Below are 14,277 nucleotides of genomic sequence, written 5' to 3'. Positions count from 1 at the left end.
TCCGCCGCTCTCCCCTGCGGCCGTGGCCGGAAGCAACACCGCCCCAAACGCGGGGCGCCTCTTTCCCGGCGCGGCTCTCCCTGTCGACGCCGCGCTAGCGATATCGTCACAACGCGGCGGAGATCGTCACCACCGCGTTACCGCCCCTGGCGGCGCAGCAGCCAGATGAAATACGGCGCGCCGATAAAGGTCGCCTGCAATCCGACGGGAATTTGATTGGGGAACATCACCATGCGCCCGCACCAGTCGGCGAACATCATCAGCAGGCCGCCGATCGCCGAGGCCATCAGCCCCTGCGCCACCAGTTTATGGAAGCCCAGCATGCGCACCCAATAGCGCCGCCAACTGCCGCGTGGTTTCGCCGCCAGGCAGCAGCCACAGAGTCGCCACCGTGACGCCTAATTGCGCGCCGCTGGCCACCCCCAGTGTCGACGGCTCCGCCAGCGGATTGCGCAATACTTGCTGAAACAGGACGCCGGCCAACCCCAGTCCGCCCCCCACCAACAGCGCCACCGCCAGCCTCGGCATCAAGCTGTAGTGAAAAATCAGCTGCGTCACATCGGCCGCATCCGGGAACCAAAGCGCGCGCCACCAGCGCGAAAAGCCCCAGCAGCACATAAGCCGTTCCCCGTTTACCCACGCTGCGGCGGGAAGGCACGGCGATATTCACCTCGGTTTTCATGACCACTCCCCTTCCAATTGCTCAAGCAACCGGCAAAAACGCAGTGCCGCCAAGGTGGCGCCGTAATACCAAATCGCCGGCGCCGGCCGCCAACTCTGCTGCCGCACAAAGGGAATGGCCTGCCACAGCGGCGTTTTGCTTATGCGCCGACGCAAAGCGCCGTCGTCCTGCTCGAGTAAAATGGCGCGGCCCGGCGCTAACGCGATTAACTTCTCGATACCCACTACCGCGGTGCCCCAGAAATTGGTCTCACCCTGCCATAAATTGTCGATGCCCAGTTGATCCAGCACCTGCTGGAACAGGTGATTACGCCCGACCACCAGCGCGTGGCACTCATCCATCACCGAGAAGACCAATAGCGGCTGCCGCCGATAAGATGCCAACGTCGGCGCCGCCTGCGCCAGTTGCCGGTCGAATCAGGCTAAATGCGCCCTACCGACGGCCTCGCGATCGAGCCTTCGCGCCAGCGCCATAATGGAGACGCGCGCCATATCCAGCGGTTTTCCCGCGGCATCGGTGTAGGCGAATCCCATCGCGGGCGCGACGGCCTTCAGCTGCGCCGCACGCGGACCGTAGCCGGCGGAATAGAGGATCATGTCCGGCTGCAATGCCGCTATCAACTCCAGATTGGGCGTCACGCGCTCCCCGACATCAATCACCTCCGGCGGCGGCACCGGCTGTTGCACCCACTGGCGATAAGAGACGATATCCGCCACCGCAATAGGGGTAATGCCCAGGGCGAATAACAGCTCGGCCGGCAGCCATTCGACCGCCACGATGCGCGGCGCGGCCGGCAACGGCGTGGCCAGGGCTTATCGCGCCAGCAGTATCGCGCTCAATAACCGCCTGCGTGGGAGACAGGGGGTAGATAAGAGGTGGGCCATCAGTAGACAAAGCTCACCGGCGCACCGCCGCCGGGATGGGGCAGAATGCCCATGGGAATCCCGTAAATACGCTCCAGTACCTCGCCGCACATCAGCTGCGACGGCGATCCCTTGGCAATCAGCCGGCCTTCGCGCAACGCCGCCAGGTGGTCGCAGTAGCCCGCCGCCATATTGATATCGTGCAGGACGGCAATCACGGTGAGGCCACGCTGGCGACTCAGCCGCTGCACCAGCGCCAACACTTCCACCTGGTGCGCAATATCCAGCGCCGAGGTCGGCTCGTCCAGCAGCAGGCAACGGCTGTCCTGCGCCATCGTCATCGCCAGCCAGGCGCGCTGCCGCTCGCCGCCGGACAAACTGTCCACCAACCGATCGGCGAAAGCGTCCAGCCCCACCAGTTCGATAGCCTCCTGCACATGCTCGCGATCGGCGATGCTAAAACGGCCAAGGGCGCCATGCCACGGGTAGCGCCCCAGCGCCACCAGCTCCCGCACCGTCATGCCTTCCGCGGCGGGCAATTGCTGCGGCAAATAGGCCACCTGCCGGGCGAATGCCTTACTGTCCCATTCCGCCAGCGGCCGGTCATTGAGCCGCGCTTCGCCGCCGCTGGCCGGTTGATGACGGCCGAGGATCTTCAAAAGCGTCGATTTACCGGAGCCGTTATGGCCAATCAGACCGCACACCTGGCCGGGCGGAAAGGAGAAATCTAGCGGATGCAGCAGCATACGGCCGGGCACGGCAAAGCTAAGCCCGCGCAGGCTAAAATGAGCGTGTGATGGTGGGTTTGCGTTAGGCATAGGCTCTATCTGATTCGCGGGCGCAGCGTGCGCGTCCTGGCAAAATGTGTGTGATATATCATGACGATGGCGGTAATCCGGCGCTCGCCGTCACGGCGGCGGGCTGTGCCTGTCGGCTAACCCATGACAGACCGTCGCGCCCGGCGACATAACGCTTGGACATAAAAGTAAATGATAATTATTTAATTATATAAGTAACATGAATCATTCCGCAAGTACTATTCGTGGCGTCGCCTTAGGGGGATGCCTCGCGCCCATCGGCGCGATTGAGGCGCTCGACCGGGGCGATTGATGGCATCGACGGGCAGCCCGGCTTTTCACGCCGCCGGCGGCAGCGGCGGGCGCCGATCTCCTTGGTGGCATGGGCCGCCGATCGCTCAGGGGTGCGCCCCTTCGCTGACGCGAAAGGGCAGGCGCCTACCTGGTGACAGGCCGTGATGGCCGTCTTCCGGGCTTTTGGCTTTTGCGCCCGACGGGCTGCGCTACAGCGGGGGGCGGGTTGAGGTTGCCGTGACGCCTTCGCGAGGTGAGCGCGGGCCAAGCCGCTTGCGCCAATCGCCTGTGTCAGGGCTTGAGAAGACGCAAAATGGTATCGACGTTAAAGGCAAAGCGCGCGTCGAGGGCGTCGTCTGAAACGAAATTCTGGTCATATATGACTTCGAGAGTATAGCGATTGTTCAAATAATAATACCCTACCGACGCCATCGTAATATACAGCTGCCCAGGATCCACGCCCGCGCGAAAGACGCCGGCCGCCACGCCGCGATCCAGGATGCGTTTGATCCTGCCGACAAAATTCACGTGCAGCAGGGCAAAACGTGTAGATCGTTTGACATGAATGGCTTTATGCAGGTTTTCGACCCTGTACACGATTCTGTGTAAATGCCTTTTCTCAGAAGTGACCGTCCAGGCGGTCACCGAACTCGATAATAAAGCGGCTCATTGCCATGCGCCAGTCCCTCAAAGGCATTGTCCATTTCTGTGAGGCCACCTGTATCGCCAGCCACACCACCTTTTTCACTGCGTCGTCGGTCGGGAACACCTTGCGCTTTTTGATGGCATGCCAGATCATGCTGTTTAACGACTCGATGGCGTTGGTCGTGTAGATCACCTTGCGGATGTCCGCTGGGTAGGCAAAGAACGTGGCCAGATTGGCCCAGTTTGCCTGCCAGCTTCGACTTATTTGCGGGTAGCGGATGTCCCAGGCACTGGAGAACGCTTCCAGCGCCTGCAAGCCGGCTTCTTCCGTAGGGGCCTGATAGATAGCTTTCAGGTCGCGGGTGACGGCCTTGTAGTCCCTCCAGGAGACGAACCGCAGGCTGTTGCGCACCATATGCACGATACACAGCTGGAGCCGCGCCTCCGGATACACCGCGTTAATAGCGTCAGGGAAACCTTTCAGCCCGTCTACGCAGGCGATAAGGATATCGTTCAGGCCGCGGTTTTTCAGCTCTGTCAGCACGTTCAGCCAGAACTTTGCGCCTTCATTTTCGGCCAGCTACATACCTAGCAACTCTTTCTGGCCTTCGATGTTGATGCCCAGCGCCAGAAACACAGATTTGTTGATGATGCGGCTGTCCTGCTGGACTTTTAGAACGATACAGTCAAGATAAACAATGGGATAGACTGGATCCAGAGGCCGGTTTTGCCATTCGACAACCTGCTCCATGACCGCATCGGTGACCTTTGAGACCAGCGCCGGCGAGACATCGGCGTCATACAGCTCTTTGAACGCGGCGGCGATCTCGCGGGTGGTCATCCCTTTGGCGTACAACGATAAAATCTGGTTATCCATCCCGGTAATCCGGGTCTGGTTCTTCTTCACCAGTTGCGGTTCAAAGGAACCGTCACGATCGCGCGGAGTACGCAGCGCCAGCGGGCCATCTCGCCAGTGGTAACGGTTTTTGTGGAATAGCCGTTGCGGGCGTTGGTCCCCGGTTTAGGCTGATTTTTATCGTAGCCGAGGTGATGGGTCATTTCGGCATTGAGAGCTGCTTCCACGCTGATTTTTTTCAGCAGCCGATCGAAGTGACTGAGATTTTCAGGGGTTTTGAGATTTTTGGCCAGTTCGTTAGCCAGAGCCTGCAACTGTTTTTCGTCCATAAATTAACCTGTTTTTGATGTTGGATTGAACATATCAAAATCAGGCAAATACACAAATTTCTAAACAAGCTCAAAGTAGGTTATCACCGGCGTTCACTGGCTGAAACGGCCATGTTCCGGTTTAAAACACTTCTGGGTGGTTATCTGAGTCTGCATGACTATGACGCGCAGGTAGGTGAGGCTATGGCAATGGTCAAAGCGCTTAACCGGATCACGCTGTTAGGAATGCCAAACAGCGTCCGCATCATGTAACAATCGCCCTGATAGGGAGGAAGTCGTCACAAATTTCGAATTTATTCAACAAAGCGATAACAAATCATACGCTTCAGGATTTTTCTCATGAAGTGATGTCATGCAATTAGAAATACATATACCGTCATCATCTGAACATCGTTTTCTGGACTTAATTTTGTGCGGGATCAGGCCTGACAAAGACTTGGCTATGGAATTATCACTCGAGTTGACTACCCATGCTCCCCAGCTTTCTAACACATACTTAATGTCTCTCATGTCGCCATATCCTGCAGATTTATTGAACTCACCAGGCATGAGGAAAAACAAGAAATTATTCACCATTTGACATAATTAAAACTCTTCGATTTGCCAGCCCCCGCCAGCTTTTTTGCTCTGAGCCTTGATGGCCAAAAATTTGAATGGGTACATGTCAGCAGCGACTTTGATTTTGACCCTAGCGTCATCGGTCCAGAATCCTTTAATCTCGTGCATTTCCATAGTGCCATCGCTGTTCATCACGACAAAATCAGGCGTGTAGAATGTGTTGTCGGCCAGACGCAGCTTTACTCCTTCAAACTTGAACCAGACAAGCAATCCTGCTGATTTTTTGATCTCTAGGTATCGACTGTACGCCTCTTCGGTCTTGTTCATTAGCCCTGCTTTTAAGCGTCCTAGTGGCAAAAGAATGCGGATGTTTACGTTGCAAGCGATCTTCTCCAAATAGTTACCAAATTAAATAGTATTTACCAATTGGTAACTAATATCAAATAAAAAATGGCGATTGCTCTCACAAATCGCATATGTCCTAAAACGCTCTATACGGCTCTCTATTGGCTTACATTATTGATGATATAGGGTGACTTGGGTTGCATCGAGATATGCTCACCATGTCCCGCTCAGTTCGGACTTTGGCTATCAAAAATCCGTATCCGCCCGAGGCGTTGCTATTTCAGCAGCTTTTTTCCGTTTGTACTCGGCGTAAAGCCATTGGGCTGGCGTTACCGAGCCAAGCATTGCTGCATTGGGCATGTATCTACGTTTGTAGCCCCCTGATGCTTCGTTGTCTCCATCGTCTCCGATTTAAGATCGGGTTTAACATCAATCCCCTTGATCGGTTCAGGGATAGATTCACCATCGGCTACCTTTCCGACCACTCGTCTAGCTTCTTCGCTGCGTACTTTTCGACTTCAGCTTCGTTCAGACAGCGCTGATACATTGCTCGACGAGCAGCGCATACAATCCAGTAGAATACAGGGTGGCGCCAAGGAAATTTCTCAGCGCCACTAGTATACAGCGAGCCTGTTTAGAAATTTGTGTATTTGCCTGATTTTGATATGTTCAATCCAACATCAAAAACAGGTTAATTTATGGACGAAAAACAGTTGCAGGCTCTGGCTAACGAACTGGCCAAAAATCTCAAAACCCCTGAAGATCTCAGTCACTTCGATCGGCTGCTGAAAAAAATCAGCGTCGAAGCAGCTCTCAATGCCGAAATGACCCATCACCTCGGCTACGATAAAAATCAGCCTAAACCGGGGACCAACGCCCGCAACGGCTATTCCACAAAAACCGTTACCACTGGCGATGGCCCGCTGGCGCTGCGTACCCCGCGCGATCGTGACGGTTCCTTTGAACCGCAACTGGTGAAGAAGAACCAGACCCGGATTACCGGGATGGATAACCAGATTTTATCGTTGTACGCCAAAGGGATGACCACCCGCGAGATCGCCGCCGCGTTCAAAGAGCTGTATGACGTCGATGTCTCGCCGGCGCTGGTCTTAAAGGTCACCGATGCGGTCATGGAGCAGGTTGTCGAATGGCAAAACCGGCCTCTGGATGCAGTCTATCCCATTGTTTATCTTGACTGTATCGTTCTAAAAGTCCGGCAGGACAGCCGCATCATCAACAAATCTGTGTTCCTGGCGCTGGGCATCAACATCGAAGGCCAGAAAGAGTTGCTAGGTATGTGGCTGGCCGAAAATGAAGGCGCAAAGTTCTGGCTGAACGTGTTGACAGAGCTGAAAAACCGCGGCCTGAACGATATCCTTATCGCCTGCGTAGACGGGCTGAAAGGTTCCCCTGACGCTATTAACGCGGTGTATCCGGAGGCGCGGCTCCAGCTGTGTATCGTGCATATGGTGCGCAACAGCCTGCGGTTCGTCTCCTGGAAGGACTACAAGGCCGTCACCCGCGACCTGAAAGCTATCTATCAGGCCCCTACGGAAGAAGCCGGCTTGCAGGCGCTGGAAGCGTTCTCCAGTGCCTGGGACATCCGCTACCCGCAAATAAGTCGAAGCTGGCAGGCAAACTGGGCCAATCTGGCCACGTTCTTTGCCTACCCAACGGACATCCGCAAGGTGATCTACACGACCAACGCCATCGAGTCGTTAAACAGCGTGATCCGGCATGCCATCAAAAAGCGCAAGGTGTTCCCGACCGACGACGCAGTGAAAAAGGTGGTGTGGCTGGCGATACAGGCGGCCTCACAGAAATGGACAATGCCTTTGAGGGATTGGCGCATGGCAATGAGCCGCTTTATTATCGAGTTCGGTGACCGCCTGGACGGTCACTTCTGAGAAAAGGCATTTACACAGAATCGTGTACAGGGTCGTTTTAGATGGTTTTTTTATGTACTGATGTTTCTTGAAACCTTTTATATTCAGATAGTTAATCCCATTAAATTTATAAGAAATAACTAATCCATGTTTTATCAGTTCGTCGATCAGTGGTTTATAATCGATGACATCAGCCGGAAAAATTTGCATTTTAATCCGGCGATGTGAGTTAACCATGTTCCCGTTGTCATCAGCGAAGTTAAAAAGCCCAATAAACAAAAGACGGGCCTCGAATGAACATTCGACGACTTTTTCATCTGTCCAAAAATCAGGCTTTACTGTTCATATGTGAGCCATCAGCTCACCCCCTGGGCAGCCTTCATCATTTCCCTGATTTCTGCTCGTCGCCGTTTGTTGCTTTCTATTGTGCAAGCCACGCAATGGCCGTTATAAGTCCAGCGCTCGCTATGGTGTCCATGTAAACAAGGCTTTCCTGTGTAGTAACGCGACAAACCAAGCTTTGCTGCCTCGACGCGGGTAATGATTTTCACTGTTTAGCCTCACTGCATGATTTAGGATTACGACTATTTTGCACGCCAATGCGAAAAGATCAACCGAAAAAAAATAAATATTACCTTATACATTGCAGACACAAAAAAGGCCGCATAAGCGGCCTGTGGAAAAGGTGATCAACATCAGTAAAAGAACGCGAGAAACTGCCCTTTTTCAAGTCCGGGATTTAGACGTTCACATGCTTCAAAAAGCCTGCACATAAGGACTATTCCGGGTATTTTCTCTCTGCGCTGAACGTGCGTCATGATGTAATTTGCTGTTGTTCCCGCCTCATTGGCTAGCGTTTTTCTTTCCTCAAAGCTAAGAGATAGCCAGAATTTTTTGAAGTTAAATTCGTTCATAAAACCACCATATAAATCCATCTTAATCGCATGATGATTACCTAAATGGTGTGGATAGTAAAGGTTTATTACCTTATTGGTTTGTTTACCGATAGGGTAATTTTGTTTTAAATGCACTCAACTAAAGCAACATTCAAAAGAGTACAAACATGAAAAGTATCCATGATATTCGCCGAGAGAACCTTCGGGACATCATCGGCAAAGACTTTGATAACCGGCAGATCCGGCTGGCCGAAAAGATGGGCATAACACCTAATTTGATTAGTCGGTGGTTGAAACCTGAGACTGACAAGAATCACAAGAACATAGGGGATGCGATTGCACGTAAGCTGGAAAAAGTTGCGAATAAACCGCTCCACTGGCTTGACCGTGATCACTTTCTCGCTATAGCTGCAGGTGATGAACCCGGAGCTGGAGAAACCGAGGTTGGTGCTGTTGTTGCTCGCAATCTTGAGTTGTGGATGAGCAGCAGCCGTGAGCTTCCCAGCCAGACGAAAATAGCCAAAGCAGCGGGGGTTGGGCAGACGACCATTAACCGTGTCCTAAACCGAGAAGGCAATATCACTCTGAATAATTTGGAAGCAATCGCCAAAGCTTTCGGGCGGCGTGGCTATGAACTCCTGCTGCAGCATAAAGACCCAACGGTCATCAATTATGACCGCTCCCGCTATGCCGCATTATCGAATGAGGATAAAGCCAAGATAGAAGCGTTTATTGAATTTGTGATGATGCAGGCGCACCAATGAAAAAAACAAAATCATTTAATTTAGTGATTCTACCCAAAGAGGAGATGGATAAGGTGAATGTTGATTTGACCGCCGCTGCTGTTGCTTACAAAGAACGCATGAATATGTCTCTGTAAGGCCGTCACAAGTTGAGATCGAGCAACCGGAAGACCTGCGATCTTATTTCAGAGAGAGGCTGGAACACCATCGTTCAGCAGGAAGGCGGTTACCCCGTGCAACGGATTCAATTTATCAAGAGATGGCAGAATCTAACCGCAAGAAAAAAGGGAGTTTAAAGACCCTGTACACGATTCTGTGTAAATGCCTTTTCTCAGAAGTGACCGTCCAGGCGTTCACCGAACTCGATAATAAAGCGGTTCATTGCAATGCGCCAGTCCCTCAAAGGCATTGTCCATTTCTGTGACGCCGCCTGGATTGCCAGCCACACCACCTTTTTCACTGCGTCATCCGTCGGGAACACCTTGCGCTTTTTGATGGCATGCCGGATCACGCTGTTTAACGACTCGATGGCGTTGGTCGTGTAGATCACCTTGCGAATGTCCGTTGGGTAGGCAAAGAACGTGGCCAGATTGGCCCAGTTTGCCTGCCAGCTTCGACTTATTTGCGGGTAGCGGATGTCCCAGGCACTGGAGAACGCTTCCAGCGCCTGCAAGCCGGCTTCTTCCGTAGGGGCCTGATAGATAGCTTTCAGGTCGCGGGTGACGGCCTTGTAGTCCTTCCAGGAGACGAACCGCAGGCTGTTGCGCACCATATGTACGATACACAGCTGGAGCCGCGCCTCCGGATACACCGCGTTAATAGCGTCAGGGAAACCTTTCAGGCCGTCAACGCAGGCGATAAGGATATCGTTCAGGCCGCGGTTTTTCAGCTCTGTCAGCACGTTCAGCCAGAACTTTGCGCCTTCATTTTCGGCCAGCCACATACCTAGCAACTCTTTCTGGCCTTCGATGTTGATGCCCAGCGCCAGGAACACAGATTTGTTGATGATGCGGCTGTCCTGCCGGACTTTTAGAACGATACAGTCAAGATAAACAATGGGATAGACTGCATCAAGAGGCCGGTTTGCCATTCGACAACCTGCTCCATGACCGCATCGGTGACTTTGAGACCAGCGCCGGCGAGACATCGGCGTTATACAGCTCTTGAACGCGGCGGCGATCTCGCGGGTAGTCATCCCTTTGGCGTACAACGATAAAATCTGGTTATCCATCCCGGTAATCCGGGTCTGGTTCTTCTTCACCAGTTGCGGTTCAAAGGAACCGTCACGATCGCGCGGAGTACGCAGTGCCAGCGGGCCATCGCCAGTGGTAACGGTTTTTGTGGAATAGCCGTTGCGGGCGTTGGCCCCCGGTTTAGGCTGATTTTTATCGTAGCCGAGGTGATGGGTCATTTCGGCATTGAGAGCTGCTTCGACGCTGATTTTTTTCAGCAGCCGATCGAAGTGACTGAGATTTTCAGGGGTTTTGAGATTTTTGGCCAGTTCGTTAGCCAGATCCTGCAACTGTTTTTCGTCCATAAATTAACCTGTTTTTGATGTTGGATTGAACATATCAAAATCAGGCAAATACACAAATTTCTAAACAGGCTCATCCTTAACCTGTCCGCACCGTGGCAGGTACAATCCCTTTCTCTTGATGAAAAATCTGGATCAGTGACGGTAATTGTCGGCATTGCCGAGCACACACAACTGGCCTGCCCAACCTGCGGTAAATCCTGCTCCATACATGATCACCGGCGTCGTAAATGGCGTCACCTCGATACCTGTCAGTTCACCACGCTGGTTGAGGCTAATGTCCCCCGTGTTGACTGCCCCGAGCACGGTTGCCAGACACTGCCTGTTCCCTGGGCAGGGTCAGGCAGCCGCTACACCTTGTTGTTCGAAGCCTTTGTTCTTTCATGGCTGAAAGTCAGCACCGTGGATGCTGTCAGAAAGCAGCTCAAACTCAGTTGGAATGCCGTTGACGGCATCATGATGCGCGCAGTCAAACGAGGCTTGGCCCGGATAAAACAACCCTTATCCGCCCGTCACCTCTGCGTGGATGAAGTCGGGTTCAAAAAAGGACACCAGTACGTCACCGTTATCTCTGACAGGCAGGGACGCGCTTTGCAACTGACCGACAACCGCGGTGTAGAAAGCCTTGCCAGTTATCTGCGCAGCCTGAGAGATCACCAGCTTGATGAGATAAAAACGCTGTCTATGGACATGAACATGGCCTATATCAATGCAGCCCGCATCCATCTCCCCAATGCCGTCGATAAAATCGCTTTCGATCACTTCCATGTGGCAAAAATGTTGTGCGCCGTCGTTGATAAAACCCGTCAGGCTGAGATGAAACAGATCCCGTCGTCAGACAGGAAAGACGCCCACCGCTCACGCTATCTATGGTTTTACAGCAAACAAAATCGCCTCGGGTGCCGGGCAGAGAGGTTAGAAGTTGCCCGGCTGGTGTTACCCCAAACGAGCCAGTGCTGGGTAATGAAAGAGCTTGCTCGCGATCTGTGGCACCGCCGCTATGACAATCATAGCCGTAAGCTGTGGCAGGAATGGATGGCGATGGCTAAAGACACCGGCATACCGCTCATGGCCAGCATTGCCCGCATGGTGGCAAAACGCCTTTACGGCATTCTGAATGCAATGAAAAACCGGGTATCAAATGGGAATGCGGAGTCCCTGAACAGCAAAATACGGCTGCTCAGGATCAAGTCACGGGGCTTCAGGAACAAAGAACGTTTCAAGCTGGGCGTAATGTTCCACTATGGGAAACTAAATATGAATTTTTGAGCAATCATTTAAGGGAGTTATAAAATTTTTTTTGCTGGTGATGTTGTATTCGCTCGTCATTCTCCTTTTCTTTTTCCTTTTGCCACATATTGCTGCATCCCGGATCGCTAGGGGTAAGACAATATTGAGTTTTATCAACTTGAGACTCACTTTTCTCCCAAGATAATTTTGGCGTTACCTCTGGTGACAGTGAATAGTCTTTATTATCAGTGTCATACATCATATTTGGTGAGGCCGATGCTGCAATACCATGAAGCAGTAAGATAAATGGGGTATATGCATATTTTTTTAAGCATGACATGAACGTTATTCCTTTAAACGTAAATACGTTTGTCATCCATATAGAAGTCCAAGTTCCAGCCAAAAGAATAAGTAAAGTAAAAATGCAGAACTGTCGATTGAGCCACCACAACAGGGGAAGACCCTGAAATATTCATAGATCAGACGCTTGTTCACGCCTGCCTTGGCCGCTATACCGTCGATGCGCGCCCCTCCCAGCCCAAGACCGGCGAATTCATCCATCGCCGCCGCAAGGATCAGCGCTTTCGTCTGCACCGAATCGCGCGGACGCTTTTTTTTGGCGGGTTCTGTTGCATAGGCTCAGCTTATTTATTCAATTTTAATGAAAACTATACGCTAAATTCCGGTTGTTTTGCACCGTTTGGACAAGAATATCCCGCCTGCGCTTCGCCCAATGCAGGGTGTCACTGTGGGGAAAACGCCCCTAAACCCCCTGGCGTTATTTCTGCTAGCAAGCCGTGCTCGAACGGCTAACGTGCTGGCAAAATTTGATCGCTATCCCACATTGAAACTTTTTTCCGATGCCGGGGTTAGCGAAAGGCGTTGGCCTCTTGAGAGCGACAAAAAGGGATGCCAGCTTAAGTAACGAACAAGTTCGTTACATGCGAATAAGAGGACGATTATGGCGCTACATCATGACATAGAGCTTGAGGTCGAACAGGGCATCGCCAGATTCACGCTCAATAAATCCGCGACGCACAATGCACTCACCCTCGACATGCTGCGCGCGCTGGATGCGGGCCTCGCCCAATTGGAGGCGAGGGATGACATCCGGTGTATTGTCTTTTCCTCAACCAGCGAGCGTTTTTTTGCAGCGACGCGGATATCAAAGAGTGGGGGGGGGATATTGACCCTGAAAAAATGGGCAGCCTGTTTATCCGCGCCGGCAATCGCGTTTTTCGCCGTATTCGGGAGATGGACGTTGCCACCATTGCGGTCATGTCCGGCCATGCCCTCGGCGGAGGGTTGGGACTGGCGCTGGCCTGTGATTTCCGCTATGCGGCCGAGGGGATCAAACTTGGGTTGCCCGAAGCCTCGCTCGGCGCCATTCCCGGTTGGCTGGGCGCGCAGCGGCTGTATACCCTGGCGGGGGCCGGCAGAATGCATCACCTCGTCATGTTGGGTGAATTACCGCGCAGCAGGCGCTGGAATGGGGAATCTGCGCGCGGTTGACCTCGCGTTTCTCTGCGGCGCTCGCCGTCGGAAAGCGGCTGATGCGCATGATTAAACCGCCGGCGCTGGATGTCGCCCATGAGTTAGCCGCGTCGGTTTGCAAAGGGACGGCAGATGCGCGGGAAGGCGTCGCGGCGTTTCGTGAAAAACGCCCGGCTGATTTTGGCCGCGATCAGGAGCTCGCGCCCCTCCCGCGCGATACCGGGCCGAATAACGCCCTGCGGGCTGCAGATTCCGACGTATCCGATCAGCTGTTCCGGCGACATCCGATCAGTTATTCCGATATTTTCCGATCACCCATTCCAGTGATATTCGATCACGTGTTCGCTCATCTTCTGACTCGAGTTTAGTCTATTTTTCCTGTGCTGGCTACTCCTTGCTCTTTGCGTAGTGATTCGCCTTTAAGTTCCAGTCTATAGCTGGGGTGTACTGACCGATCGAGTAACGCGTCAGCTGTCGTGGGGTTTTCTATCAGTCCATACCATTTTTTCACCGGCAGTTGACTGATCAGGATGCTGCTGCTTTTGTCGTAGCGATCTTCCATCACCTCCAACAGCATCGTTGCCTGCATCGGACTTATTGATTCTAGGCCCACATCGTCCAAGATCAGTAACTCTATTTTTTCTAACTGCTTAAGCTGTTTTAGATAGGTCCCGTCTACCTGACACTGGTGAAGATGGGCCAGCAACCGACCCACTCGCCAGTAACGCACGCTATATTGCTGCCGGCATGCCTGCTCACTAAGCGCACAACTGAGCCAGGTTTTGCCCGTACCTGTCGGCCCCGTGATGAGTATGCTTTTCTGATATTTCAGATATTGTCCCCCTAGCAGATCTCGCATCTGTTCCGGTGTCACTCCTCGGCTAGGGATATAGCGGATATCTTCCGGTTTTGCCTGCAAGCGCATTTGCGATTGCCGTCGAAGACGGAATATGTTGTTGTTTTTTCTATGCAAATTTTCCGCTTCTACCATCAGCGACAACCGCTCCTCGAACCCCAGTTCCCCATAACTCCCCGGGAGTTCGCGTTGCGTCTCCAACGCCTGGACCATTGCCGACAACTTCAGCTCTCGCAGAGCCATTAACAGTGTATCCATATTTATTCTCC

The 14,277-nt window shown here is 52.9% G+C and carries 16 protein-coding genes and 6 pseudogenes; 7 read left to right on the top strand and 15 right to left on the bottom strand.

Annotated features, from left to right (window positions below; all coding sequences use genetic code 11):
* Window positions 1-137: 137 nt before the first annotated feature.
* The 6 genes and pseudogenes from SOPEG_RS05245 to SOPEG_RS26020 all read right to left on the bottom strand — a co-directional run bounded on the left by SOPEG_RS05245 (window position 138) and on the right by SOPEG_RS26020 (window position 4,466).
* Window positions 138-323, bottom strand: coding sequence for an iron chelate uptake ABC transporter family permease subunit (locus tag SOPEG_RS05245; RefSeq protein WP_025244549.1), 186 nt, complete (start codon window positions 321-323; stop codon window positions 138-140).
* 4 nt (window positions 324-327) lie between these two features.
* Window positions 328-666 (bottom strand): annotated as a pseudogene (locus tag SOPEG_RS05240) (iron chelate uptake ABC transporter family permease subunit); the annotation flags it as partial.
* Between the two features lie 12 nt (window positions 667-678).
* Window positions 679-1,458, bottom strand: a pseudogene (gene fhuD, locus SOPEG_RS05235) (Fe(3+)-hydroxamate ABC transporter substrate-binding protein FhuD).
* A 107-nt stretch (window positions 1,459-1,565) separates the two neighbouring features.
* Entirely contained in the window at window positions 1,566-2,363 is a 798-nt protein-coding gene (gene fhuC, locus SOPEG_RS05230; RefSeq protein WP_025244547.1) for a Fe3+-hydroxamate ABC transporter ATP-binding protein FhuC, read from the bottom strand.
* A 564-nt stretch (window positions 2,364-2,927) separates the two neighbouring features.
* Window positions 2,928-3,233, bottom strand: a complete 306-nt coding sequence (locus SOPEG_RS05225) for a hypothetical protein (RefSeq protein ID WP_051419498.1) — start codon at window positions 3,231-3,233, stop codon at window positions 2,928-2,930.
* Window positions 3,234-3,255: 22 nt separating this feature from the next.
* Window positions 3,256-4,466: pseudogene (locus tag SOPEG_RS26020) on the bottom strand (IS256 family transposase).
* A 66-nt stretch (window positions 4,467-4,532) separates the two neighbouring features.
* On the opposite strand from SOPEG_RS26020, the pseudogene SOPEG_RS27160 reads away from it, so the two are divergent.
* Window positions 4,533-4,718 (top strand): annotated as a pseudogene (locus tag SOPEG_RS27160) (IS5/IS1182 family transposase); the annotation flags it as partial.
* A gap of 45 nt (window positions 4,719-4,763) precedes the next feature.
* On the opposite strand, the gene SOPEG_RS30795 reads toward SOPEG_RS27160, so the two are convergent.
* The 3 genes and pseudogenes from SOPEG_RS30795 to SOPEG_RS30790 all read right to left on the bottom strand — a co-directional run.
* Entirely contained in the window at window positions 4,764-4,976 is a 213-nt protein-coding gene (locus tag SOPEG_RS30795; protein WP_417903447.1) for an antiterminator Q family protein, read from the bottom strand.
* A 75-nt stretch (window positions 4,977-5,051) separates the two neighbouring features.
* Window positions 5,052-5,351, bottom strand: a complete 300-nt coding sequence (locus tag SOPEG_RS05205; RefSeq protein ID WP_051419496.1) for a DUF1064 domain-containing protein — start codon at window positions 5,349-5,351, stop codon at window positions 5,052-5,054.
* Between the two features lie 457 nt (window positions 5,352-5,808).
* Window positions 5,809-5,997, bottom strand: a pseudogene (locus tag SOPEG_RS30790) (replication protein P); the annotation flags it as partial.
* Window positions 5,998-6,067: 70 nt separating this feature from the next.
* On the opposite strand from SOPEG_RS30790, the gene SOPEG_RS05200 reads away from it, so the two are divergent.
* Entirely contained in the window at window positions 6,068-7,276 is a 1,209-nt protein-coding gene (locus tag SOPEG_RS05200) for an IS256-like element ISSoEn2 family transposase (protein ID WP_025244543.1), read from the top strand.
* A gap of 335 nt (window positions 7,277-7,611) precedes the next feature.
* Here the strand turns inward: SOPEG_RS05200 and SOPEG_RS24165 are convergent, their stop codons facing one another.
* Together SOPEG_RS24165 and SOPEG_RS05190 are read right to left on the bottom strand one after the other, a co-directional pair.
* Window positions 7,612-7,806, bottom strand: a complete 195-nt coding sequence (locus SOPEG_RS24165) for a hypothetical protein (RefSeq protein WP_038468289.1) — start codon at window positions 7,804-7,806, stop codon at window positions 7,612-7,614.
* A 144-nt stretch (window positions 7,807-7,950) separates the two neighbouring features.
* Window positions 7,951-8,190 carry a hypothetical protein gene (locus SOPEG_RS05190; RefSeq protein WP_236851625.1) on the bottom strand — a complete coding sequence of 80 codons (240 nt, stop codon included), beginning with the start codon at window positions 8,188-8,190 and terminating at the stop codon, window positions 7,951-7,953.
* Window positions 8,191-8,318: 128 nt separating this feature from the next.
* On the opposite strand from SOPEG_RS05190, the gene SOPEG_RS05185 reads away from it, so the two are divergent.
* Window positions 8,319-8,915 (top strand): helix-turn-helix domain-containing protein, encoded by a 597-nt coding sequence (locus SOPEG_RS05185; protein ID WP_025244541.1) that lies wholly within the window; start codon window positions 8,319-8,321, stop codon window positions 8,913-8,915.
* Window positions 8,912-9,129, top strand: a pseudogene (locus SOPEG_RS27155) (DNA polymerase III subunit theta); the annotation flags it as partial. The gene SOPEG_RS05185 and the pseudogene SOPEG_RS27155, both read left to right, overlap by 4 nt.
* 96 nt (window positions 9,130-9,225) lie before the next feature.
* Here the strand turns inward: SOPEG_RS27155 and SOPEG_RS05175 are convergent.
* Window positions 9,226-10,431 (bottom strand): IS256 family transposase, encoded by a 1,206-nt coding sequence (locus tag SOPEG_RS05175; RefSeq protein ID WP_081742937.1) that lies wholly within the window; start codon window positions 10,429-10,431, stop codon window positions 9,226-9,228.
* A 48-nt stretch (window positions 10,432-10,479) separates the two neighbouring features.
* Between SOPEG_RS05175 and SOPEG_RS05170 the strand changes: the two genes are divergently transcribed.
* A complete protein-coding gene (locus SOPEG_RS05170) occupies window positions 10,480-11,697 on the top strand; it encodes an ISL3 family transposase (RefSeq protein WP_038468285.1) in 1,218 nt (405 codons plus the stop codon).
* 4 nt (window positions 11,698-11,701) lie between these two features.
* Here SOPEG_RS05170 and SOPEG_RS27150 read toward each other — a convergent pair whose 3' ends face one another.
* Together SOPEG_RS27150 and SOPEG_RS05165 are read right to left on the bottom strand one after the other, a co-directional pair.
* The gene (locus SOPEG_RS27150; protein WP_148296998.1) at window positions 11,702-11,998 is read right to left on the bottom strand and encodes a hypothetical protein; all 297 of its coding nucleotides are present in this window, start codon (window positions 11,996-11,998) and stop codon (window positions 11,702-11,704) included.
* 32 nt (window positions 11,999-12,030) lie between these two features.
* Window positions 12,031-12,252, bottom strand: coding sequence for a TetR/AcrR family transcriptional regulator (locus SOPEG_RS05165; RefSeq protein WP_025244539.1), 222 nt, complete (start codon window positions 12,250-12,252; stop codon window positions 12,031-12,033).
* Between the two features lie 519 nt (window positions 12,253-12,771).
* Between SOPEG_RS05165 and SOPEG_RS28675 the strand changes: the two genes are divergently transcribed.
* Both SOPEG_RS28675 and SOPEG_RS28670 read left to right on the top strand, forming a co-directional pair.
* Window positions 12,772-13,170 (top strand): enoyl-CoA hydratase/isomerase family protein, encoded by a 399-nt coding sequence (locus tag SOPEG_RS28675; RefSeq protein ID WP_071882136.1) that lies wholly within the window; start codon window positions 12,772-12,774, stop codon window positions 13,168-13,170.
* Window positions 13,167-13,520: a hypothetical protein gene (locus tag SOPEG_RS28670; RefSeq protein ID WP_071882135.1), complete on the top strand. Its 354-nt coding sequence runs from the start codon at window positions 13,167-13,169 to the stop codon at window positions 13,518-13,520. Before SOPEG_RS28675 ends, SOPEG_RS28670 begins: the two co-directional genes overlap by 4 nt.
* Here SOPEG_RS28670 and istB read toward each other — a convergent pair.
* Entirely contained in the window at window positions 13,517-14,266 is a 750-nt protein-coding gene (gene istB, locus SOPEG_RS05155) for an IS21-like element ISSoEn3 family helper ATPase IstB (protein ID WP_025244538.1), read from the bottom strand. The two genes, SOPEG_RS28670 and istB, sit on opposite strands and share 4 nt — an antisense overlap.
* Window positions 14,267-14,277: the final 11 nt, after the last annotated feature.

It is taken from the genome of Candidatus Sodalis pierantonius str. SOPE, from assembly GCF_000517405.1.
GTDB lineage: Bacteria > Pseudomonadota > Gammaproteobacteria > Enterobacterales > Enterobacteriaceae > Sodalis_C > Sodalis_C pierantonii.
Note: the sequence above shows the minus strand (reverse complement) of the source record. Positions and strands in the feature narration are given on the sequence as shown.

Coding starts and splice junctions, on each gene's coding strand:
- SOPEG_RS05200 (WP_025244543.1), top strand. CDS start 6,068: ATGGACGAAAAACAGTTGCAGGCTCTGGCTAACGAACTGGCCAAAAAT.
- SOPEG_RS05175 (WP_081742937.1), bottom strand. CDS start 10,431: ATGGACGAAAAACAGTTGCAGGATCTGGCTAACGAACTGGCCAAAAAT.
- SOPEG_RS27150 (WP_148296998.1), bottom strand. CDS start 11,998: ATGTCATGCTTAAAAAAATATGCATATACCCCATTTATCTTACTGCTT.
- SOPEG_RS05205 (WP_051419496.1), bottom strand. CDS start 5,351: ATGAACAAGACCGAAGAGGCGTACAGTCGATACCTAGAGATCAAAAAA.
- SOPEG_RS05185 (WP_025244541.1), top strand. CDS start 8,319: ATGAAAAGTATCCATGATATTCGCCGAGAGAACCTTCGGGACATCATC.
- SOPEG_RS05190 (WP_236851625.1), bottom strand. CDS start 8,190: ATGGATTTATATGGTGGTTTTATGAACGAATTTAACTTCAAAAAATTC.
- SOPEG_RS05245 (WP_025244549.1), bottom strand. CDS start 323: ATGCTGGGCTTCCATAAACTGGTGGCGCAGGGGCTGATGGCCTCGGCG.
- fhuC (WP_025244547.1), bottom strand. CDS start 2,363: ATGCCTAACGCAAACCCACCATCACACGCTCATTTTAGCCTGCGCGGG.
- istB (WP_025244538.1), bottom strand. CDS start 14,266: ATGGATACACTGTTAATGGCTCTGCGAGAGCTGAAGTTGTCGGCAATG.
- SOPEG_RS30795 (WP_417903447.1), bottom strand. CDS start 4,976: ATGAGAGACATTAAGTATGTGTTAGAAAGCTGGGGAGCATGGGTAGTC.